This window comes from Salimicrobium jeotgali (assembly GCF_001685435.2).
In the GTDB taxonomy this organism is placed as follows: domain Bacteria; phylum Bacillota; class Bacilli; order Bacillales; family Halobacillaceae; genus Salimicrobium; species Salimicrobium album.
In genome coordinates this window covers 1,867,212-1,887,916 of record NZ_CP011361.2, presented here as the reverse complement: position 1 = coordinate 1,887,916, position 20,705 = coordinate 1,867,212, and the positions used below count along the sequence as shown (strand labels likewise).

Here is a 20,705-nt window from a genome sequence, read left to right as displayed (position 1 = left end):
AGTGATGGAGGAGATTTGTGAGTTGTGCTGGCGCTTCCCGGTGAAAACAACAGAACACCATCTTACCCCTAAACAGTACGGAGGCGTACACGGGCCGACGGTTCAATTATGTACGGCCTGCCATCGTCAGATTCATGCACTTTTCTCCAACCGGGAACTGGCCCGGTTCTACAACCGGATTGAACGACTCCAGGACCACCCTGATATGAAAAAGTATGTGAAATGGGTGCAGAAGCAGGATCCGGCTAAAAGAGTCACTACGAAAAAAGCCAATAGAAGGAAGTAAGGGGGGAGGACTATGCCGAAGGGAGGCCCAATAGTAGAGAAGGAGCGTCTGGAATGGGTGGATGTCGCCAGAGGCTTCGCGATATTCGGTATTTTTATGGTGAACGCTCCGGCGTTTAACGCCCCTTTTTTTCTATATGGAGGAGGAGAGGAGTATTTTTCTTCAGAAATGAGCGGAATGATCCGGGCGATCATTGATATCTTCTTCCAGGCAAGTTTTTACACGCTCTTTGCTCTTATGTTCGGGTTTGGCCTGCAAATGATGAAAGACCGACTGGTGGCAAAAGGCGTAAGTTACGAACCCGTTTTACAGCGAAGGATGTTTATTCTTTTTCTTTTCGGAATCGTACATGCTTTCCTTATATGGCACGGAGACATACTGCTCACCTATAGCATTCTCGGGATGATTCTTCTGCTATTTATGAAAGGGAAGAACCGGACGCTGCTTCGTTCCGCTTTCGGAATGCTGGCTGCCGTAACGTTACCATTCACTTTACTGCTTTATGCAGCCAGAGATTTCAATGCGGCTGTGATGAACAGGGAAGCTATACAGGCGGCAATGACGAGTTATGGTGAAGGGACGCTCGGGGAGATATGGGCGCAGAATTTGACGGACTGGTGGTATACGAACAGCCCGGGGAACTGGCCGTTTTTAATCATGAGCATGCTTCCGATGATGCTGTTCGGTATGTACATCGCGAGAAAAAGGTGGCTTCATGAACCGGAGAACCATAGAAATGAAATGTGGAAGTGGTGGGTAGTGACCGGTGTATTGTTCCTTGTATTCAAGGTCGGACCTTACTTCTTCGGAAGGCCCATGTGGTTTGAACTGGCTCAGGACAACATCGGCGGGTCCGCCTCGGCTGTGTTCTACGTATTGTCTATTACTATGTTGTACAGAAATTCGGTCAGACGGGCGATACGGCCGCTTAGATGGGTAGGGAGGATGTCGCTTACGAACTATATATTGCAGTCGGTTGTAAGTTTCATCGCTTTTTACTCTGTCGGTTTCGGATTTTACGGGGAAGTGTCGCCGCTGCAGAGTACCATTTTTGTGCTGATCGTCTTCTTGCTGCAGGTCGTCATAAGCAGATGGTGGCTGAAAAAATACCGGTATGGTCCGGTGGAATGGCTGTGGAGAAGAGGAACGTACAAAACTGATATATAAACACTTTCGAAAGAAAAAAGCGGCTTCTGTCCTGGACAGAAGCCGCTTTCATGTTTTTGTGATATTAAAAGCTCAGAACCTCTTTGATATGAGAGATGGCCCAGTTCAGATCTTCTTCGGAAATGATCAGAGGCGGAGCGAAACGTATGACGTTTTCGTGCGTTTCTTTACAGAGAAGTCCTTTTTCTTTCAGTTCTTCACAGTATTTACGCGCAGGTTCGGTAAGTTCCACACCGATGAAGAGCCCTTTTCCACGCACTTCTTTTATAATGGAACTGTCGATGGATTTTAACTCTTCCATCATATGATTGCCGAGTCTGAGAGAGCGGTCGGCCAGATTTTCGTCTTCGATCACCTGGAGAGAAGCGAGAGATACAGCTGATGCAAGCGGGTTGCCTCCGAACGTGGACCCGTGGGAACCCGGATTGAATACTCCGAGAATATCCTTGTTGGATACTACACAGGAAATAGGGAATACACCGCCGCCGAGGGCTTTACCGAGAATAAGCATATCCGGATTTACATCTTCCCAGTCGCACGCAAACATCTTTCCGGTTCTCGCAAGGCCGGCCTGAATTTCGTCTGCGATAAACAGAACATTTTCCTCATTGCAAAGATCGGAAGCTTCTTTCAGAAAACCTTCCGGTGGCATAACGATCCCTGCTTCTCCCTGGATGGGTTCAAGAAGGAAAGCCGCTGTATTATCTGTAATCGCTTCCCGAAGAGCGTCGATGTCACCGTAAGGGACTAATTTGATGCCCGGGAGAGTAGGACCGAAGCCGCGTTTGTTATCCTCGTCGGAGGAGAGGGAAACAGCAGCCATCGTCCGTCCGTGGAAGTTACCTGTGCAGGCGATGATCTCCGCATTGTCTTCTTCCACACCTTTTACATCGTAAGCCCAGCGGCGGGCTGCTTTAAGAGCGGTCTCTACGGCTTCAGCTCCTGTGTTCATAGGAAGAGCCATTTCTTTATTAGTGATTTTACAGATCTTTTCATACCAGGGTCCGAGCTGGTCGTTATGAAAAGCACGGGATGTAAGAGTCACCCGGTCGGCCTGGTCTTTCAACGCCTGAATGATTTTAGGGTGGCGATGCCCCTGGTTAACGGCCGAGTAGGCACTAAGCATATCCATATAACGGTTACCTTCCGGATCTGTTACCCATACTCCTTCTGCTTCCGAGATGACTACAGGGAGCGGGTGATAGTTTTTGGCACCATATTCTTGGGTCTGATCAATGATTTGTTGACTGTTACGAGACATACAGGACCTCCTTTGAATCTTTATAACAATACTTTTCCATTATAACAGGTTTTTCTACTGATTTCTCCAGCCATTTTTCATTGGGAATCGGGAGGGAGAAGTGATACGATAAGAAGAGAAAGGAGGATGATGAAATGACGCATCTACATATTTTTTCATGGGTGCTGGCTTTAGCACTTCTTGCGCTGGTGTCAACGTTTTTAAATTCGGGAAATTTAAAGCCTGCCAAGATTTCTCACATGATTCTACGCTTAGACTATTTACTGATTCTTTATTCCGGAGGAGATCTTTTCGCTTCTTACTCCAGCTACGGTCCGGCAGTTATCATTAAACTCCTGGTCGGAATCTGGGTGATCGCCTCCATAGAGATGGTGGTTGTCAAAAAGAAAAAAGGTCAAAAAGTTACGAGCTGGTGGACACAGCTTACCATTTCCGTACTATTGGCACTTTTCCTCGGTTTCGTAATGCTGCCGATGGGCATATTGCCATAATCGTAAATTTAATAAAAAAAGGAGTGGTCCGGACCAGCGGATCACTCCTTTTTTTTATTGTGATAAGGGGGTCAGGCACGGGGGAGTGCCTGCTACTATGTTCAAGGTTATGGCGAGGAATCACCCTCACTTGTAATGATAATCATTCTCATTTATAAAGTCAATAAATTTTTTGAAAATATTTATAGCGGATAGAAGTGAATTACTGCAATAAGTGGAGGAACTCGAGACATCGAAAAGAGCTGTGAAGAAAGTGTGGACGATTTATACTCTTTTCAATCTGAGAGAGTATTTATGTAAAGATAATAGTTGACGGTAAAGGTACTGGAAGGATAACCTTTAATAATGATTGAAAATTTGAGGGGGTAGGACAGATGAGAAGAATGACAGGTCTTATGCTCATTCTTTCGTCTCTTCTTTTTTGGGTACTTCCCACACCGGCCACGGCAGAAGAAGGAGAGAAATGGAAAGGTGAAAGTATTTATTACATAACGGTGGACCGTTTCATGAACGGGAAGACCGCTAACGATAAGAACCTTGAGACCGGCAAAGAAAACGGGTATCACGGTGGCGACCTCCAGGGCGTCACAGAGAAACTGGACTATATCAAGGATCTCGGATTTACGACAATCTGGTTATCGCCGCTGATGAGTTCGTCGGACTTTGAAGGGTACGAGGTGAAGGACTACAAAAAAGTGGATGAACACTTAGGTACAATGAAAGAAGTCCGGACGCTTACCGAAGAAGCCCACAATCGAGATATGAAAGTGATTATGGATATGCCACTGATGGGCATCGACGAAGACCATCCATGGGTGGAAAAAGGTTTTACGGAACGCTCCGGAAACGGGGAAGTCAAGGTGAAGGAAACCGGCGGGGATGTACAAAAAGAAATAAGTTCCATTCTTTCGTACTGGAAAGAAGAAGCGGGTCTGGACGGCTTCGGTTTTCCGGAAGTGGAAGAGGCCAGCCCGGACTTTTGGCAAAAAACTTTAAGCGATGTTACGGATATGGTACTGATCGGTAAGGGAGAAGATTCTTCCTACAGCAAAGCAGGTTTTGACATATGGTATGATGAATCGTATCAGGAAGCGATTTCTGAAAGCTTTTCAGGAACAGGTAACATAGAACTGCCGGCTCCGGCGAAAGAGGGGACCACCGCTAGTGCTGTTGATTTTCATGATACGAGACGTTTCACGACGTTATCTCAGGAGGCTGGTTTTAACCCGGTGACGAGATGGAAACTGGCTCTGACCCAACTGTATACCGATCACGATGTAGCCGTAGTACAGTATGGAACAGCGATCCCTATGGGGGAAAAGCCAGGAATCGGGAATTTACCGATGATGAACTTTGGTGGAACAGACGAAGAAGTAACCAGAAGGATAAATAAGTTGAACGCGATGCAAAATGAGTTCCCGTCGTTTGCGAAAGGTGAAGTTCAGAAAGTGTATAACGAAGGCGGTATGGAAGTGTTTAAAATCGACGGGGAGAAAACAATGCTTGTAGCCGTAAACAATTCGGAGGAAACGAAAAGCGGCATTGTAACTTCGCTCGGAGACAATAAACAGTTACGCGGTCTGATGCATGACGGTTTTCTCAGACAGTCAGATGATGGGAAGTACCGGGTGGTGCTGGAGCGTGAGACCGCCGATGTGTTCGTCGTGGAAGATTCGGCAGGGATCAACTGGTTATTCGTCGGTTTTGTCGTAAGCGTAATGGCTATTTTCGTCATCTTTGTTATAATGACAATGGTAAAAAACAGAAAACAAAAAATCAACGGACACTGAGCGTCGTGTTCGTTGATTTTTTTGACCTTTTGCTCTGTAAATGAGGGGTTTTTACCTGTACTCTTCATTTATAAAGAAGAGTGCTATCGTTCCCGGGCCGGCGTGGGCTCCGATAGCTGCGCCCACCATATCTATGTGGATATCTGCAGGGGAGAATCTTTCTTCAATCATAGAGGCGAGCTGCTTCGCCCTCTCTTCGCTATCTCCGTGACTGATTGCGATACGCTGGCGTTTCAGATCTTTTCCGCGCTCTTCCATCAGTTCAATCATGCGCTTAAATACTTTCTTCTGACCGCGGATCTTCTCAAGGGGCACAAGGTTCCCGTCGTCGACGTGCAGAAGAGGTTTAATTTTAAGAAGACTGCCGACGAAAGCCTCTGCTTTGGTTACCCGACCACCACGCTGAAGGTATGAAAGGTCGTCTACTGTAAATAAATGTTCCATATGTTTGGAGTGGTAGGAAACGAGGGATATAAGATCCCGCAGCGTCGCGTTTTTCCGACTCTCTTCCGCTGCTCTTAGCACGATGAGTCCGTACCCGAGAGAGGCGGCTTTCGTGTCGATTACTGCAAATTTGGCCTTCGGGTATTCTTCTTTCAGCTCCTGCTCCACTACTTTTGCCGACTGATAAGTCCCGGAGAGGGCGGAGGAAAAAGCGATGTATAGAAATGGCTGATCGGCGGCAATTTTTTCGGTGAAGAGTTCGCGGAAGTCCTGGGCCGTCACCTGTGACGTCTTCGGAGCTTCCCCTTCTCTCATCGCATCATACACTTCTTTGGGAGAAAGGTCCTGACCATCTTCATGCTCTTTGCCTTTAAGAAGAACTTTCAACGATACGCGATCCACTCCGTATTCGCTCAATGTAGCTTCTGAAAGGTCACTTGCAGAATCGCAGATGATTTGTACGCTCATTTTTTCACCTTCATTCTATTAGAGTGAGTTCTATGTTAAGTTTATGTCTAAGAAGTTATTTAGTCAAAGTATACCATATGTTCATTTCAGTAATAATAATCTATAATTAAAAAAGACAGGGGGGGAGCACCATGTTTACATTTGAAACGAAAAGGATCATCGTCGTTATTATAGGTGCACTGTTTAACGCAGTCAGCCTGAACTTATTTCTCATAGAAGCAAATGTTTACGCAAGCGGTTTTACCGGTATGGCCCAGCTCTTAACGAGTATCATTCAGGATTTTCTGGACATCCATTTTATCAGCACCGGAATCATATTATTTATTCTGAACATACCTGTTGCGATACTCGGTTGGCTGAAAGTAGGAAAAGGGTTTACTGTGTACAGCGCAATATCAGTGGCTTTTACGACATTTTTCCTCGAAGTTATACCGCTTTTGCAATTGTCGGAGGACATTATACTTAACGCTGTGTTCGGTGGCGTGCTCGGGGGTGTCGGTGTAGGTATCACCCTTAAATGGGGGGCGTCCACCGGAGGGCTTGATATTATCGCTATGGTCCTCTCCCGGATGAAAGACCGGCCGATCGGCACTTATTTCCTTATAATCAACAGTGCTATCATCGCCGTAGCCGGTCTGATTTATAAACCGGAAAATGCTTTATATACTTTGCTGACTCTATACGTTACGACGCGGGTGATTGATGCAATACATACCCGTCATGAAAAACTGACAGCGATGATTATTACTTCGAAGGCAGAAGATATGGAAGAGGCAATCCACGCTCAGGTGGTCCGGGGTATTACTACGTTACCGGCAAGAGGGGCTTTCACCGGTGAGGACAAAAATATGCTGATAATGGTTATCTCCCGCTACGAGCTTTACGATCTTCAACATATTATTCACGATGTCGATGACCGGGCGTTCACCAATATTGTCCAGACCACCGGTGTCTTCGGCTTCTTCCGAAAAGAATGAAAATAAGGTACATTAGTAAAGTAGTATAACAGTCCTGTAAGGGGGAAATGAAATGAAAAAATGGTGGATGGCAATTCTGATCACAGGAGTTATTGGTCTTTCGGCGTGTGGAGCCGATGAAACGGGTAAGACAGAAGAAAAGAAAAATGAGGAAGAGAGCGAACAGCAGAGTAACGGAGAAAATGAAGAAAAGAAAAACGAGAAAGAAAGTGCACAGCAGAATAACGAAGGAAATGAAGAAAAGAAAACGAGTGACGAGAGTAACGGACAGGTACTGGCTGAACAGCTTGCAGTGAAAAGCAGTGCTGAAACTTCAGGGAAAAAAGCCGATATTAGTTTCTCTTTGACGAATGAAGGTGAAGAAGCTGTAGAAGCAGGATTCCTGTCGGGACAGCAGTTCGATGTCCGCATAACGGATCAAAAGGGTGAAAATGTGTACACTTTTTCTGCTGATCGCTCATTTACACAGGCTAAAACATCCGAAAATATAGAAGCCGGACAAAAGCTTGAGAATGCAGTAGAGTGGAAAGAGAACGTGACGCCTGGAGAATATGAAGCGACGGTGACATTTCTGGTCAATACGGTGAACGGTGATAAAGTGAAGGACATGGAGTTTACGTCCACTTCAGCTTTCACTATCGAGAAACAGAAAGAAAGTTCTTCCGAAGAGTCAGGAAGTGCTGAGGGAGAAGGAACTGAACAAGGTACAGAGGAAGAAGGAGACCCGGAACCATCCGAGCCATCGAGTTCTGTGGAAGGCAATGACGCTTTTCGTAACCTTGAACTGTCCGGGGAAAAAGGAAACTATACAGTGAGCGGGGAAGCCCGCGTTTTCGAAGGAGACTTCCTCTACAGAGTAGAAGACGGTCATAATGAACTAATTTCGGAAACGACTGTTCAAGTGGATGCGGGGGCGCCGAACTGGTCGCAATTTGAGCTCGCCATTTCCATCCCTGAATCTGAGTTGCCGGATTCCGGAGCAATTACGCTTATGATTTACGACAGAAATGCCAAGGACAATGAACCTGTGAACGTTAATTACGTACCTCTTGACCGATTCGGGGAAGAATGAGCCCGGAAAGACGGATAAAGTAAAAGAAGACTCTGAGACAGCCTTTCTGTCTCAGAGTCTTCTTAATAGCCGGCTTCTTTGACTGCAGCTTCCACTTTCGGAGTCAGCTGATCCCAGTCGGCATCCGATTTTTTATTGACAGTAATGAAATTTTGGAAGCCGAATACGTTATCGACTCCTTCGAGTTCCATCAGTGCATTCATAATCGGGAAATCGCTCGTCTGTCCCGGCATTACGGACACACTTCCATCCCCGGGGAAAATACGGGAATCCGTCGTGAATTTTCTGGCATTGGGATTCGGTGTTTCTTCTACAACTACGCCCATTTAAAAAACCTCCTTGTAACCTTTGTACTTATTCATTTTAGCAGAAAAAGGGCGGGAGCAAAACGAAGAAACAAAACATTCTATTCGTTGCGAAGGTTTGTGGTACAATAAAAACACTTTTTGAGTAGTAATAGAGGTGAACATATGAAGAACAGACTTAAAGAAACGCTGGAAGAAATTAAGGAAAACGACTATACTCTTCCTGAACGCGTCAACCAGCAGGAAATAACGACAGTGATGCTCCAGAATATGGGGGCGGTGGACCCTTATTTACGTTCGGAACTTATTCACAATATATTGTCCACTTTCATCCAAAGAGAAAAATACTCAGATCAGCAGCTTAGAAATATGCTCACATCTCTGATGAATAAAAATTATTTATTTTATAGAATCAATACGTCCAAACAGGAAGAAGACGCTGTGTTCCGTCGCAGTTATTCAGTATTACTCATGTCCCCCATCCTCTCCCGACATTCAAGTAACGCTTTCCTTTCCGAGGAAAATATACACCGGGTATGGGAAAACCTGAAAAAATACATGAAGCAGGAACAGGATCATCGCGGTTACGTGAAAGGAAAAGGCTGGGTGCATACGATGGCTCACGCCGGCAAAGCACTTAACAGCCTGTCCGCCTGCGCGTGTATTACAGGGGAGGAAGTGAAAGGAATGCTGCCGATCATCCGTGAACAATTTCTCATAGACAGACCCTACCTGTTCGATGAAGAAGAGCATATGGTGACTGCGATTATAACTATGTTCGATAAGATAGAAAAAGAAGAGAAGGTCGCGTGGCTATGGACTTTCCTCTATGAACGGGAAAATTGGAAGGATCCGGAGGAAGATCTTATCATTAATAACGGTAAGCATCTGCTCCGCGCTCTTTATTTCCGACTGATTGATGAAGAGGAAGAAGAAATTTGTGAGGTTTTACTTCAGATATTAAGGGAATTAAGAACTCAGGAGCACTACTAAAAGGAGGGGACGGGCATGATCAAAAAAATCGGAGCGTGGATCGGCACTATTGCAGGTGTCGCTCTTGGAGGTTTTCTTTACGGCATAGAGAAGATTTTCGGTCTTTCCGTCTACACCCTTCTGATGAACGTGGATTTTATTCCGGGAGTCCGTCATGCGATGGGTCACCCTGCACTGGAATGGATGCTTCATCTATCTGTCTCTTTGAGCATAGGTTTTATTTTCGTTTATATAGTTGAAAAGAGAAAAGCCTGGGACTCGACATTCCGTTTTGTACTTTCAGGGCTGCTGTCCGCAGGCGCTGCACTTACGTATGTGCCGCTGACTCTTCTCGCTATACAGGAAACCCCCTCGCTTCGGGACGGGAAAGCAATTTCCCTCTGGCTTGCAGGACATGCCGTATTCGGATTGGTCCTGTCGGGCAGTTATGATGTGCTGAAATGGAAAGACCGCCCTGCTGCTGTCTGACAGAGAAAAAAAGATGAGGAGTCAGTTTACAGGTGGCTGCCTTTTTTCAGAGTAGATACCAGGTTGATATAATAAATTAAGAAGTCCTGGCGTGATCAGCATGCCAGGACTTCTCTTTCATACCATCAAGCAATTATCGTATGGAAGGTTTCATTTGAAAATAACTGTTAAGGAAATGGGCGATGCCGTCTTCTTCGTTAGAAGCGGTCGTTTCATCGGCAATTGATTTAAGCCCGTCAATCGCATTCCCCATCGCCACTCCTGTGCCGGCGTAATCTATCATTTCGAAGTCGTTGTCCTCATCACCGAAAGCTATAATCCTCTCGCGTGGTATGCGGTAGTAGTGGGCAATCTTATGAAGTCCTACCGCTTTGTTCAATCCTGACCGGACAATTTCGATAACGTGCCATGGAGCGCCCCATCGCCTATGATCGATGGCTTCGGCATGTTTGTCGAGCTCTTCGCGGATATACTTCACTTTTTCCATGTCTCCTTCTTTCGGTTGAATAAGCAGGGACGTGGGATCGGTTTTCAAATGATTGGTGAGCGGGCCCACGGTTACGGGATGTTCGTTCGTATCGAATATTTTCATCATGTCTTCGTCGTAATAATGAAGGTGGACGTGATCTTTTACTTCGGCGAGAATATTCTTCACACCCATTTCGTTCGCCATGTGGATGATCTCTCTTGCTTTTCGTAAAGGGAGAGGGGAGTGGATAACATCCCACTTCTGGTTCAGTGGATGGTGGATAAGTGCCCCGTTGAAGTTCACCATCGGAGTATCCAGTCCAAGTTCGTGATAATATTTAATACTGGCCCTGTGCGGACGGCCGGTAGATATAACTACGATATGGCCTTCCTGAATAATCTGTTGTACGGCTGCCTTCGTACTGGGACTGATCGTTTTTTCATCTGTGAGAAGTGTTCCGTCCAAGTCCAGCGCAATTATATGTTTATTCATTTCGTCACCTCGACTATTGGAAATATGTAAAACTTTCCAATGAAATTTGTGAATGTTACTATTAACTGAGAATATTCGTATTTTACCAAAGTAAATTAAGAAAAGAAAGGAAAGAGCCAATGATTTCAGTACAACGCGAGTCATGGAGAGGAATTCCGCTTCTGCACGTCACCGAAGCGGCGAAACAGGGAGAACCGCTCCCGGTATTTACATATTTCCACGGATTCACTTCCGCCAAAGAACACAACTTACCACAGGCTTATCTGCTTGCGGAGAAAGGGTACCGTGTGCTGCTCCCGGACAGTCTGTACCACGGAGAGCGCGAAGAAAAACTGCACCAGCAGCAGCTCAATCTCAAATTCTGGGATATTGTTTACCAAAACCTGAAAGAACTCCAGGTTCTGTATGATGAACTGGAAATCCGTGATCTGCTGGAAGGGGACCGTTTCGGAGTCGGCGGTACTTCCATGGGCGGCATTACGACTACGGCGGCTTTGACGATGTACCCGTGGATAAATGCGGCCTGCGTCATGATGGGATCTCCGAAACCGGTAGAGTTTTCAAAAAAGATAATAGAGGACGTAAGAGCAAGTGGAGGAGAGCTTCCTGTCAGCGACGAAGAATTGAACAGTCTGTACTGGGCGCTTTCTACGATAGATCTCTCGCTTCATCCTGAGAAATTGAAGGAGAGACCGCTTTTCTTCTGGCATGGAGATGCGGATCCTGTTGTGCCGTTCACTCACAGCTATGAGTTTTACAACGAAGTGGAGTGTCAATACAGAAACAAGCAGGCGATCCGTCATATCAAAGAACCGGGGAGGGATCACAAAGTAAGCCGGAGTGGTATTCTGGAGATGACGAAGTGGCTTGAAAAAATATTGTAGCGAAAAATTTAACGTTCGCTCTATTTTTCGTTATAATACGTATAAGAAGATAAGAAGGAGGCTGAATAATGACTACTGCAATCGAAGAAAACGCAATGGGTGCTCTTGAAAACGTTATTGACCCGGAACTTGGTATAGACATTGTGAACTTAGGCCTGGTATATGGCGTAGACGTAGATGAAAATAATAAGGCGGTTGTTACGATGACCCTTACTGCGATGGGATGCCCATTGGCAGGACACATCGAGCAGGATGTAAAACGCGCTTTATCCGATCTCCCTGAAATTGATGAAATTCAGGTAAATATCGTATGGAACCCGCCGTGGAGCAAAGATCGCATGAGCCGCTATGCGAAGATAGCTCTTGGTATTCCGGATTGATTTATACGAAATCAAAAAATTCCCCCCGAAGGCTGCGTGCTAGTACAGACGCTTTCCTCCGGAGGGAATTTTTTATGCTGATACTCCGGTCGCTGCTCAGGATAAAAACAGCAGGACGAGAATACCGACAGCAAAACAATAGTAGGCGAAATACTTCAGGTTACCGTTGGCCATAACGTTCATGAACCAGCGAAGGGAATAATAGGAAGCTACTATGGAACCGGCAAAAGCCAGTACGTAAGCAGCCCATAATTGTCCGCTTTTTGCTCCGAGAATGTCTTCGAGTGAAAGAAGCATCGAACCGAGACTTACCGGGATAAATAGAAGGAAAGAGAAGCGCAGAGCCGTTTCCTGCTTCATCCCGAGCAGCATGGCGGCTACAATAGTCGCTCCTGAACGACTGATGCCGGGTATGAGGGCCACCCCTTGGGCAAGTCCCACAATAACCGCATCTTTCATTGTCAGGTTCCTGTCGTTTTTCCCCCCGCGTATGTTTCTTATAACCCAGAGAGCCAGTCCCGTTACGAGCAGCGTCGCTCCCACAATCCATACGGCATCGAGGTTACTGTCTATATAATCTCCGAATACAACTCCGAGAATACCTGCAGGAATAGTCGCAACTACAAGGTAGAGGATGAAATCAAAGTCTTCTTTATGTGCTTTTTCCTGTTTGAAAATGTATCCGAAACCGTTCCGGATGAGGCGGGTAATATCATTCCGGTAAATGATAAGCACGGCAATCAATGAACCGAAGTTGACGAGAACAAGAAAATCAAGCCCTTCATCGCTCAGGGAAATAAGTTCCTGTAAAATGACCAGATGTCCGCTTGAAGAGATGGGGATCGGTTCCGTAAATCCCTGAAATATGCCCAATAGTAAGTATTTGATCCATAACCATATCGCTTCCAATGTAAAGAAGCCTCCTTCTGATTAAACTTCTGTTTGTAGTACGGGTCTTCCACCATTAAAAAAAGAAGCGCGCTGAGCGCTTCTTTTAAGCTTCTTCCTCTTTCAGACCTACTTCTCCGAGTAATATAACTGCGCCCGTGAATATGGCAGTCATTAAAATGACCTGAAGCATGGAGAAATCAACCTGGTTCATGTTGCTTATTACGTAAGCAGTCATGAAGCTGAATAGGAATGACCATAGAATCGTGTAAAGAATACGCATTGTTATTCACCTCAATTATGTACAATCTTACTACTCATATTACCAAAAGCCGGAAAGAAATAAAACAAAAAAACATATTTCACCGCGTATCTTCAGGAGATAAGAGGCCAAGAGGATCTTCTGTCATATGACATTTACGAAAAAAATCAGGACCGGAAGGGTTCGCTGAAAAGGCGAGGTCAGCCTGAATCTTCGCGGAATAAGGCGATTCTCCGGCCAAAGTGCTTGCAGACAGGTATAATTTACATTAGAATTAGCACCAAGTAATAAGATTAGATTATACCTTAAGGGGATGAAAACATGAATGCTGGATTTCTCGGAATTGGACATTATACACCCGAAAAAGTGCTTACAAATAAGGATATGGAACAAATTGTAGATACCAGTGACGAATGGATACGCACCCGTACGGGGATCGAAGAAAGAAGGATTGCAGCTGATGGGGAAGATACTTCTGATATGTCTTACAATGCAGCAGTCAATGCTCTTGAAGACGCCGGTATGACAGCGGAGGATCTGGACATGATCATTGTCGCTACGGTTACACCGGATCAGCCTTTCCCTTCCGTATCGGCCATGCTTCAGCATAAACTCGGCGCCAATAAAGTTGCTGCCATGGACCTCGGGGCAGCGTGTGCCGGTTTTATGTACGGTGTGATCACCGCTAAACAGTTCATTGATACTGGAGCCTATAAAAACATTCTCGTAGTCGGAACCGATAAACTTTCGAAAATTACCGACTGGGAAGACCGTAATACGTGCGTGCTGTTCGGAGACGCATCCGGTGCTGCAGTGATCGGTCCGGTAGACGACGAAAAAGGAATACTATCTTTCGAACTTGGTGCCGATGGATCGGGCGGACCGCATTTGTATCAGGACCAGAAAGATGCACTTCAGATGAACGGCCGTGAAGTGTTTAAGTTTGCTGTGCGTCAGATGCCCGAGTCTTCCGTGAATGTCGTGAAAAAAATCGGTCTGAAAGAAGAGGATGTAGACTTTCTCGTGCCTCATCAGGCGAACATCCGTATTATGGAAGCTGCCAGAGAACGTCTCGGCATCCCTCCGGAGAAAATGGCCACAACTATCAGGAAGTACGGGAACACTTCTTCAGCATCTATCCCTGTCGCTTTGTCAGAAGAAGTGAAAGCAGGTAAAATCAAAAACGGAGACCTCGTAGTCCTCGTCGGATTCGGCGGCGGATTGACGTGGGGTGCAGTCGCACTGCGCTGGGGCAAATAAAGCTCTGAGGTTTCACGGACGAGGTGAACCGAAAAGTAACTTATAGATAATATTCAGCGAATTTTTAAGGAGGAAGCAGAGGATGGATAATAAGCGAGTCGTTATTACCGGTCTGGGTGCCGTAACACCCTTAGGTAATAATGTCGAAGATACATGGAACAGTATAAAGAAAGGAGAGTCGGGTATAGGCCCCATGACTAAAATGGACCCTGCCAATTACCCGGTCTCCGTGGCGGCCGAGCTGAAAGGTTTCGACGTCTCGCCGTACGTTGATAAGAAAGAAGCCAGACGGATGGATCCATTCGTCCAGTACGCAGTAGCAGCTTCCCACATGGCCGTAAAGGATGCAAACCTTGAAATCACCGAAGAAATCGCTCCGCGTACCGGTGTGTGGATCGGCTCAGGAATCGGCGGCATGGGCACGTATGAATCAGAGTTCGAGAAGTTTCAGAAGAAGGGATATCGGCGCGTGAGCCCATTTTTTATCCCTATGATGATTCCGGATATGGCCGCCGGTCAGGTTTCCATCTCGCTGGGCGCCAAAGGCATCAACTCGTGTACGGTAACAGCCTGTGCCTCGGGTGCCAACTCTATCGGAGATGCCTTCAAAGTGATACAGCGGGGAGACGCCGACATTATGATTGCCGGCGGGACAGAAGCTCCGATGATTCAAATGGCTTTTGCCGGCTTCTCTTCAGCGAAGGCCCTCTCACTGAATGAGGATCCGGCCAGAGCGAGCCGACCTTTCGACCGGAACCGGGACGGGTTCGTAATGGGAGAGGGCGCAGGCGTTGTCATTCTCGAGACGCTTGAGTCCGCGAAAAATAGAGGCGCTAAAATATACGGTGAAATTACCGGTTACGGTTCTACAGGGGACGCTCACCATGTTACGGCTCCTGCTCCGGAAGGCGAGGGTGCTGCAAGAGCCATGAGTCAAGCTCTTGAAGATGCCGAAATCAGCAGGGAGACTGTTGATTACATTAACGCTCACGGTACCTCTACGGAACTTAATGATAAATATGAAACGATTGCCACTAAAACCGTGTTCGGGGATCATGCCTACAAATTGGCCATGTCTTCCACGAAGTCCATGACCGGACACCTTTTAGGAGCGGCCGGAGCGATAGAAGCGATCTTTTCCCTGAAGGCTATCAATGAGAGTATTCTCCCTCCTACAATAAATCATGAGGAAGCGGATCCTGAGTGTGACCTTGACTATGTACCAAACGAAGCAAGATCCAAGGAAATTCAGACAGTAATGAGTAACTCCCTCGGTTTCGGAGGACACAACGTTGCGCTGATTTTTGAGAAATATGCAGACTGACTTTGTAATCTATTAATAAATTACAAAAAAGCCTTCCCTGACCATCTCTAGGGAAGGCTTTTAGCTTATTCCAGAAATTCCTGGATCGTTCTTGCTGTCTCTTCTGTATCGTGATTCAGTACCAGACCAATAGGGTACTCTTTACGTTCATTCCACGTATTGTCATCAGTCGGTATGCGTAGTTTTTCAATATCCTCCACAGGGTTCAAAAGAAAGTCCTTGGCCAGGGAAAGAGTTTTCCCGGTGCCGAGGTTCGTATCGACGTAAGGCTGGATTGTACCGATCAGCCGAGGTGTTTTTAATACACCGTTCAGGGAAATGATTTCCTCTTTTAAACGGGTGATCACCTGCTGCTGGCGGCGGACACGTCCGTAATCCCCTTCCGCATCTTTGCGGAAACGTGCATACCCGAGCAGTTCCTTTCCGTCCAGTTTCTGTTCCCCTTTCTCAAGATCGATTTTGCCTGCGCTATCTTCGAAGTTCATATCTTTTTCCACATCGATACGAAGTCCTTCCGGAGCGATAGTATCCACAATTTGTGTGAAGCCGTCAAAATCTACAAGAGAGTAATACTCCAACTCCACACCAAAATTTTCTTTTATCGTTTTCCGCATCAGTTCCGGACCGCCAATGGCGAATGCAGCATTTATTTTATTATATCCGTGGCCGGGTATTTTGACGTATGTGTCTCTCATAATGGAGACCAGTTTCGCTGACTGGGCACCCGGATCGTACTGGGCAATCATAATTGTATCGGTACGGGATTTTTCCGAGCCGCGCTGATCACTTCCGAGCATCAGGACGTTCGTCTTTCCATCCCCGTTATCCGTACCTTTCCAATCTTCCTTATACTCGCTGTTCATTTCACTCGAAGTAGCTTTGGCGTCTGCAGAAGCCATTCCTTCCGCGTTGTGTTTTCCACTCAAATATTCAAAAGCCGTATAACCTACGACTGTCAATGTTAAAATCAATATAAGTGCGACGAACAATTTCAGTTTTCTTTTACTTTTTCTTCGTCTGCGCACTGCACGGCTTGAAGCCATAATTATTCCCCTTTCCCGTAGCTTACCAATTCAAATGTACCTTGTATCCTTTCATAAGTAAAGAAGGAATTGAACGTATTATACCGTACTCCAGATACTTACATAAAGTACGAAATCATATCTGTATTTTTGAGCGTTCATACCAATTTATCCGTTGGTCCGCTTCCTTAATGTAAAAACAAAAACCGGAACCTGAAAAAGTTCCGGTTTGTACCGTATGGAAAGTTTCTTGAGATTCAACTTCTCTTTTGATGAACGCGTCCGAGTCCCATCGCTTTTTTCGCTTTTTTCAACGTCTTTTCTGCAGAAGCATTCGCTTTACCGGCTCCTTCATCAAGAATCAGGTCCAGTTCTTCGGAATGGAGAAGCTCGTAGTACTTTTCCTGGATAGGGGAGAGGACTTCGACGACAGCCTCCGCTACGTCTGCTTTGAAGTCTCCGTACCCCTGCCCCTGGTAAGCATTTGTCAACTCCTCCGGCGAACGGCCGGTACAGACGGAATAAATGGTAATCAGGTTTGAAATTCCCGGCTTATTATCGGGGTCGAATTCTACGATTCCTTCCGAATCCGTCACGGCGCTCCTGATTTTCTTTCTTATCGTATCAGGAGCATCGAGCATTGAAATGAATGCTTTTGTGTTGGCGTCGGATTTACTCATCTTCTTGTCGGGCTTCTGGAGAGACATGATCCGGGCCCCGGTAGTGGGTATGCTGACTTCGGGTACCGTGAAAATGCTGTTGTACTTATTGTTGAAACGTTCCGCAAGCGTCCGTGTAAGTTCGAGATGCTGTTTCTGATCTTCGCCTACTGGTACAGTCTCTGTCTGATAAAGAAGGATATCCGCAGCCATAAGAGGCGGATATGTGAGAAGTCCGGAAGAAACCCCGTCTCTGCCGCCTCCCTGTGATTTATCTTTGAACTGGGTCATCCGTTCAAGTTCCCCGATATAGCTGATACTCTGTAGCATCCAGCCAAGCTGAGTGTGGGCAGGTACTTCCGACTGAATGAACAGTGTGGATTTCCCTGGATCGATACCTACAGCAAGGTACAAAGCTGCAAGAGAACGGATATTGTCCCTCAATTTTAATCTGTCCTGTGGCATAGTAATCGCATGTTCATCTACGATACAGAAGTAACAGTGGTGGTCCTCCTGCAGATCGACGAAGTGCTTCAACGCTCCCAAATAGTTGCCGAGAGTAAGTGTGCCACTCGGCTGAATACCTGAAAAAATAACGGACATAGTAATCGCTCCCTGTTTATATAATTAATTTCCTACATACAAAAAGCATTCCTCTCTGCCTGTGCAGGGACGAATGCTCGCGGTGCCACCCTAATTGCTGTATTGCGATCATACAGCCGACTTCAATCGTTAACGCCGATATACGGTAAAACTCCGGAAGCCCAATTTCCGTACTATGTCTTCGCTGTTCGCACCGACCACAGCATCTCTGTACCAATAGAACATTGTACGTACTCATCTTCCATCCTTGTTCTCTGAATATATATTGTAATAGAAGTATAGGGAAACGGGTGCTAATTTGCAACCCCTGCATAGTAGAAGAACAAAAGCACAAACATAATCATCAGCATAAAAACACCCTGGAAGAAAAACATCCGGAGCCAACTTTGATTGACGGTTTCTGAGGGCAGAGGTTTTCCCTTCCATTCTTCAAGATAGTCCCGCTGTTTTGAAGTCTTATTGTAGAATCTGCGAAAACTGTAAGTGATCCCGTCGAAGAATCTTCCGCGGATCACCCACATCATAAGTGCGATGAATAAATAAAAGAATACTACGTAGAAAACGGAATTGATATAATACTTCAATGTATATGCAGGAGCGTTGAACAGAAAAAGCAGAGCGGTGATTACGAGATTAACAAGCAATACAAAGAAGGGCTTTTTTACAGCTTCCATATCCAAACACTCCTCACTATGTAACAAATCGTTACAATTATAGCACCGAATTTCGTCCCTTCAAAGATAAAGGTGGTGATAGTTGTAATGTTATTGTAATTTAATATAGGTCTTTAGACTTAAAAAACCGGTCGAATCCACTTTTGTAACAATGTTTATTTCAAAAAGATTTAAAAAATTAATGCAAAATTTTAAGAAAACTTGTATAATTCAAATTGCGGGTTGTTCGAACCGCTGAATTTTCAGAATACATTTATAATAAGGGGAGGTCTTTTTCACATGAAGAAGTCGAATTGGTTATTGCTGGTGCTGACACTGGCGTTGAGTATGTTCCTGGCTGCCTGCTCCGGCGGAGGCGACAGCAGTAGTGAGGGCGGAGAAAGTTCCGGATCAGATAACGAAGGTTCCGGTGGGGACGGAGAACAGGTATTGAACCTTTCTGAATCCGCAGATATTCCGACGATGGATTCGTCCATGGCTACCGATACAGTTGCGTTCCAGTGGTTAGGTTCCACGAAAGACGGTCTGTATCGTCTGGATGAAGATGCCCAGGCAGAACCGGGTATCGCTAAAGATCACGAAATGAGCGAAGATGGCACTACTTATACATTCAACCTTCGTGAAGACGCAAAATGGTCCAACGGAGACCCTGTAACAGCGGAAGACTTCGTCTATGCGTGGCAACGTGCCGTAAACCCGGACACAGGTTCCGAGTACGGTCCGTACATGATGAACGGCGTCATTAAAAATGCCGAAGCGATTGCCAGCGGTGAGATGGAAGTTAGTGAACTTGGTGTTACTGCAAAAGATGAACATACGCTTGAGGTACAACTGGAACAGGCGACGCCTTACTTCGAATCTCTGACGGCGTTCGGAACGTTCCTTCCATTGAACCAGGACTTCGTTGAGGAGCAGGGAGATAACTACGCTCAGGAAGCGGATGCCCTTCTTTCTAACGGACCATTCAAGTTTGAAGAATGGAACCACGGTGAAGGCTGGACAGTAGTCAAGAATGAAGACTACTGGGATGCAGAGAACGTGAAACTTGATAAAATCGACGTAAACGTAGTGAAAGATACAGCGACAGGAGTGAACCTTTTCAACTCCGGTGAAATCGACCGGACAGGTCTTTCTTCTGAGTTCGTAGACGAATACCGTTCCTCGGAAGAGTTCCAGATCAAAGATGAACCTACTCTTTTCTATATTAAGATGAACCAGGAAGGCGAAGTGCTTTCGAACGTGAATGCACGTAAAGCTATCCAGTACGCAATCGACAGACAGGGTATGGTGGACGTCATTTTGAACAACGGTTCGAAACCTTCTACAGGACAGGTGCCTGAGAACTTCGTTTCTCACCCTGAATCCGGAAAAGATTTCCGCGAACTTAGTGGCGATCTCGTAACATCCGATCTTGAAAAAGCGAAAGAACACTGGACGAAGGCGAAAGAAGAGCTCGGTAAAGATTCTGTTGAGCTTGAGTACCTCGGCGGAGATACAGAGGTTGCTAAAAATCTTGATGCTTACATCAAAGATCAGCTGGAGCAGCTCGAAGGACTTTCCGTTAAAGTTAATTCCGTGCCGTTCGAAGTACGTCTGGAGCGCGACACGAGTATGAATTACCAGCTTCAGAACGCAGGTTGGGGACCTGACTACATCGACCCTAATACTTTCCTTAACTTGTGGCTGACAGACGGTGGTAACAACCATACCGGTTATGCAAGTGAAGAGTACGATAAACTGATCAATGAAGCGAATACAGATCTTGCCCAGGATCCTGAAGCCCGTTGGGAGAACTTCCTGAAGGCGGAGGAACTGCTTATGAAAGAAGATGCTGTACTTGCTCCACTTTATCAGCGTAGTGTGGCCCAGCTGCAGAAACCTTACGTAAAAGGTGTCTATGTAAACCCTATGGGTGCCGACTACACGTACAAGTATGCTTATATTGAAGGTAAATAAGAAGGACATTCTTAACTTTATATAGGCCAGTAACAAGAAAGGAGAGTATATGTCGCAGGACGTATGCTCTCTTTTTCCCTGTAAAGGAATTTTTCCGATAATACGGAACT

General features: G+C 45.9%; 22 protein-coding genes and 1 other annotated feature. Of the genes, 13 read left to right on the top strand and 9 right to left on the bottom strand.

The features are described from left to right. Positions 1 to 4 precede the first annotated feature (4 nt). Both AAV35_RS09425 and AAV35_RS09420 read left to right on the top strand, forming a co-directional pair. Positions 5 to 286 (top strand): hypothetical protein, encoded by a 282-nt coding sequence (locus tag AAV35_RS09425; protein ID WP_040609357.1) that lies wholly within the window; start codon positions 5 to 7, stop codon positions 284 to 286. Positions 287 to 298: 12 nt separating this feature from the next. Beyond that, complete coding sequence (locus tag AAV35_RS09420) at positions 299 to 1,453, top strand: DUF418 domain-containing protein (protein ID WP_008590134.1); 1,155 nt, start codon at positions 299 to 301, stop codon at positions 1,451 to 1,453. Positions 1,454 to 1,517: 64 nt separating this feature from the next. On the opposite strand, the gene AAV35_RS09415 is transcribed toward AAV35_RS09420, so the two are convergent. After that, a complete protein-coding gene (locus AAV35_RS09415) occupies positions 1,518 to 2,714 on the bottom strand; it encodes an ornithine--oxo-acid transaminase (RefSeq protein ID WP_008590132.1) in 1,197 nt (398 codons plus the stop codon). Positions 2,715 to 2,848: 134 nt separating this feature from the next. On the opposite strand from AAV35_RS09415, the gene AAV35_RS09410 reads away from it, so the two are divergent. Both AAV35_RS09410 and AAV35_RS09405 read left to right on the top strand, forming a co-directional pair. Further along, complete coding sequence (locus tag AAV35_RS09410; RefSeq protein ID WP_008590131.1) at positions 2,849 to 3,205, top strand: YisL family protein; 357 nt, start codon at positions 2,849 to 2,851, stop codon at positions 3,203 to 3,205. A gap of 374 nt (positions 3,206 to 3,579) precedes the next feature. Continuing rightward, complete coding sequence (locus AAV35_RS09405) at positions 3,580 to 4,995, top strand: alpha-amylase family glycosyl hydrolase (protein ID WP_008590128.1); 1,416 nt, start codon at positions 3,580 to 3,582, stop codon at positions 4,993 to 4,995. Positions 4,996 to 5,046: 51 nt separating this feature from the next. Here the strand turns inward: AAV35_RS09405 and AAV35_RS09400 are convergent, their stop codons facing one another. Next, a complete protein-coding gene (locus AAV35_RS09400) occupies positions 5,047 to 5,907 on the bottom strand; it encodes a DegV family protein (protein WP_008590126.1) in 861 nt (286 codons plus the stop codon). Positions 5,908 to 6,038: 131 nt separating this feature from the next. On the opposite strand from AAV35_RS09400, the gene AAV35_RS09395 reads away from it, so the two are divergent. Further along, a complete protein-coding gene (locus AAV35_RS09395; protein ID WP_008590123.1) occupies positions 6,039 to 6,884 on the top strand; it encodes a YitT family protein in 846 nt (281 codons plus the stop codon). Positions 6,885 to 6,936: 52 nt separating this feature from the next. Then, on the top strand, positions 6,937 to 7,956 hold the full coding sequence (locus tag AAV35_RS09390) for a BsuPI-related putative proteinase inhibitor (RefSeq protein WP_008590120.1): 1,020 nt from the start codon (positions 6,937 to 6,939) through the stop codon (positions 7,954 to 7,956). 62 nt (positions 7,957 to 8,018) lie between these two features. Here the strand turns inward: AAV35_RS09390 and AAV35_RS09385 are convergent, their stop codons facing one another. Continuing rightward, positions 8,019 to 8,282 (bottom strand): NifU N-terminal domain-containing protein, encoded by a 264-nt coding sequence (locus AAV35_RS09385; protein WP_008590118.1) that lies wholly within the window; start codon positions 8,280 to 8,282, stop codon positions 8,019 to 8,021. Between the two features lie 144 nt (positions 8,283 to 8,426). Between AAV35_RS09385 and AAV35_RS09380 the strand changes: the two genes are divergently transcribed. Both AAV35_RS09380 and AAV35_RS09375 read left to right on the top strand, forming a co-directional pair. After that, a complete protein-coding gene (locus tag AAV35_RS09380; RefSeq protein ID WP_008590116.1) occupies positions 8,427 to 9,254 on the top strand; it encodes a DUF2785 domain-containing protein in 828 nt (275 codons plus the stop codon). Between the two features lie 15 nt (positions 9,255 to 9,269). Beyond that, positions 9,270 to 9,722, top strand: a complete 453-nt coding sequence (locus tag AAV35_RS09375; RefSeq protein ID WP_008590113.1) for a hypothetical protein — start codon at positions 9,270 to 9,272, stop codon at positions 9,720 to 9,722. A 133-nt stretch (positions 9,723 to 9,855) separates the two neighbouring features. Here AAV35_RS09375 and AAV35_RS09370 read toward each other — a convergent pair whose 3' ends face one another. Continuing rightward, the gene (locus AAV35_RS09370) at positions 9,856 to 10,683 is read right to left on the bottom strand and encodes a Cof-type HAD-IIB family hydrolase (RefSeq protein ID WP_008590111.1); all 828 of its coding nucleotides are present in this window, start codon (positions 10,681 to 10,683) and stop codon (positions 9,856 to 9,858) included. 119 nt (positions 10,684 to 10,802) lie between these two features. On the opposite strand from AAV35_RS09370, the gene AAV35_RS09365 reads away from it, so the two are divergent. Both AAV35_RS09365 and AAV35_RS09360 read left to right on the top strand, forming a co-directional pair. Then, complete coding sequence (locus AAV35_RS09365; RefSeq protein ID WP_008590110.1) at positions 10,803 to 11,567, top strand: alpha/beta fold hydrolase; 765 nt, start codon at positions 10,803 to 10,805, stop codon at positions 11,565 to 11,567. Positions 11,568 to 11,635: 68 nt separating this feature from the next. Continuing rightward, a complete protein-coding gene (locus tag AAV35_RS09360; RefSeq protein WP_008590109.1) occupies positions 11,636 to 11,947 on the top strand; it encodes a metal-sulfur cluster assembly factor in 312 nt (103 codons plus the stop codon). 96 nt (positions 11,948 to 12,043) lie between these two features. On the opposite strand, the gene AAV35_RS09355 is transcribed toward AAV35_RS09360, so the two are convergent. Together AAV35_RS09355 and AAV35_RS09350 are read right to left on the bottom strand one after the other, a co-directional pair. Next, complete coding sequence (locus AAV35_RS09355) at positions 12,044 to 12,856, bottom strand: undecaprenyl-diphosphate phosphatase (RefSeq protein ID WP_008590107.1); 813 nt, start codon at positions 12,854 to 12,856, stop codon at positions 12,044 to 12,046. A gap of 85 nt (positions 12,857 to 12,941) precedes the next feature. Next, complete coding sequence (locus tag AAV35_RS09350; protein WP_008590105.1) at positions 12,942 to 13,118, bottom strand: YjzD family protein; 177 nt, start codon at positions 13,116 to 13,118, stop codon at positions 12,942 to 12,944. A 300-nt stretch (positions 13,119 to 13,418) separates the two neighbouring features. Here AAV35_RS09350 and AAV35_RS09345 point away from each other — a divergent pair, with 300 nt between their 5' ends. Together AAV35_RS09345 and fabF are read left to right on the top strand one after the other, a co-directional pair. Beyond that, positions 13,419 to 14,357, top strand: coding sequence for a beta-ketoacyl-ACP synthase III (locus AAV35_RS09345; protein ID WP_008590102.1), 939 nt, complete (start codon positions 13,419 to 13,421; stop codon positions 14,355 to 14,357). Positions 14,358 to 14,439: 82 nt separating this feature from the next. Further along, positions 14,440 to 15,681, top strand: a complete 1,242-nt coding sequence (fabF, locus tag AAV35_RS09340; protein WP_008590101.1) for a beta-ketoacyl-ACP synthase II — start codon at positions 14,440 to 14,442, stop codon at positions 15,679 to 15,681. Between the two features lie 65 nt (positions 15,682 to 15,746). On the opposite strand, the gene AAV35_RS09335 is transcribed toward fabF, so the two are convergent. The 3 genes from AAV35_RS09335 to AAV35_RS09325 form a co-directional block, all read right to left on the bottom strand. Continuing rightward, positions 15,747 to 16,478 carry an LCP family protein gene (locus tag AAV35_RS09335; RefSeq protein WP_420329555.1) on the bottom strand — a complete coding sequence of 244 codons (732 nt, stop codon included), beginning with the start codon at positions 16,476 to 16,478 and terminating at the stop codon, positions 15,747 to 15,749. Positions 16,479 to 16,960: 482 nt separating this feature from the next. Next, positions 16,961 to 17,965, bottom strand: coding sequence for a tryptophan--tRNA ligase (gene trpS, locus AAV35_RS09330; protein ID WP_008590096.1), 1,005 nt, complete (start codon positions 17,963 to 17,965; stop codon positions 16,961 to 16,963). Between the two features lie 62 nt (positions 17,966 to 18,027). Next, positions 18,028 to 18,222, bottom strand: a binding site (T-box leader). Positions 18,223 to 18,258: 36 nt separating this feature from the next. Further along, the gene (locus tag AAV35_RS09325) at positions 18,259 to 18,639 is read right to left on the bottom strand and encodes a DUF3899 domain-containing protein (RefSeq protein WP_008590095.1); all 381 of its coding nucleotides are present in this window, start codon (positions 18,637 to 18,639) and stop codon (positions 18,259 to 18,261) included. 279 nt (positions 18,640 to 18,918) lie between these two features. Here AAV35_RS09325 and AAV35_RS09320 point away from each other — a divergent pair, with 279 nt between their 5' ends. After that, complete coding sequence (locus tag AAV35_RS09320) at positions 18,919 to 20,595, top strand: peptide ABC transporter substrate-binding protein (RefSeq protein ID WP_008590093.1); 1,677 nt, start codon at positions 18,919 to 18,921, stop codon at positions 20,593 to 20,595. The last annotated feature ends 110 nt before the right edge of the window (positions 20,596 to 20,705 follow it).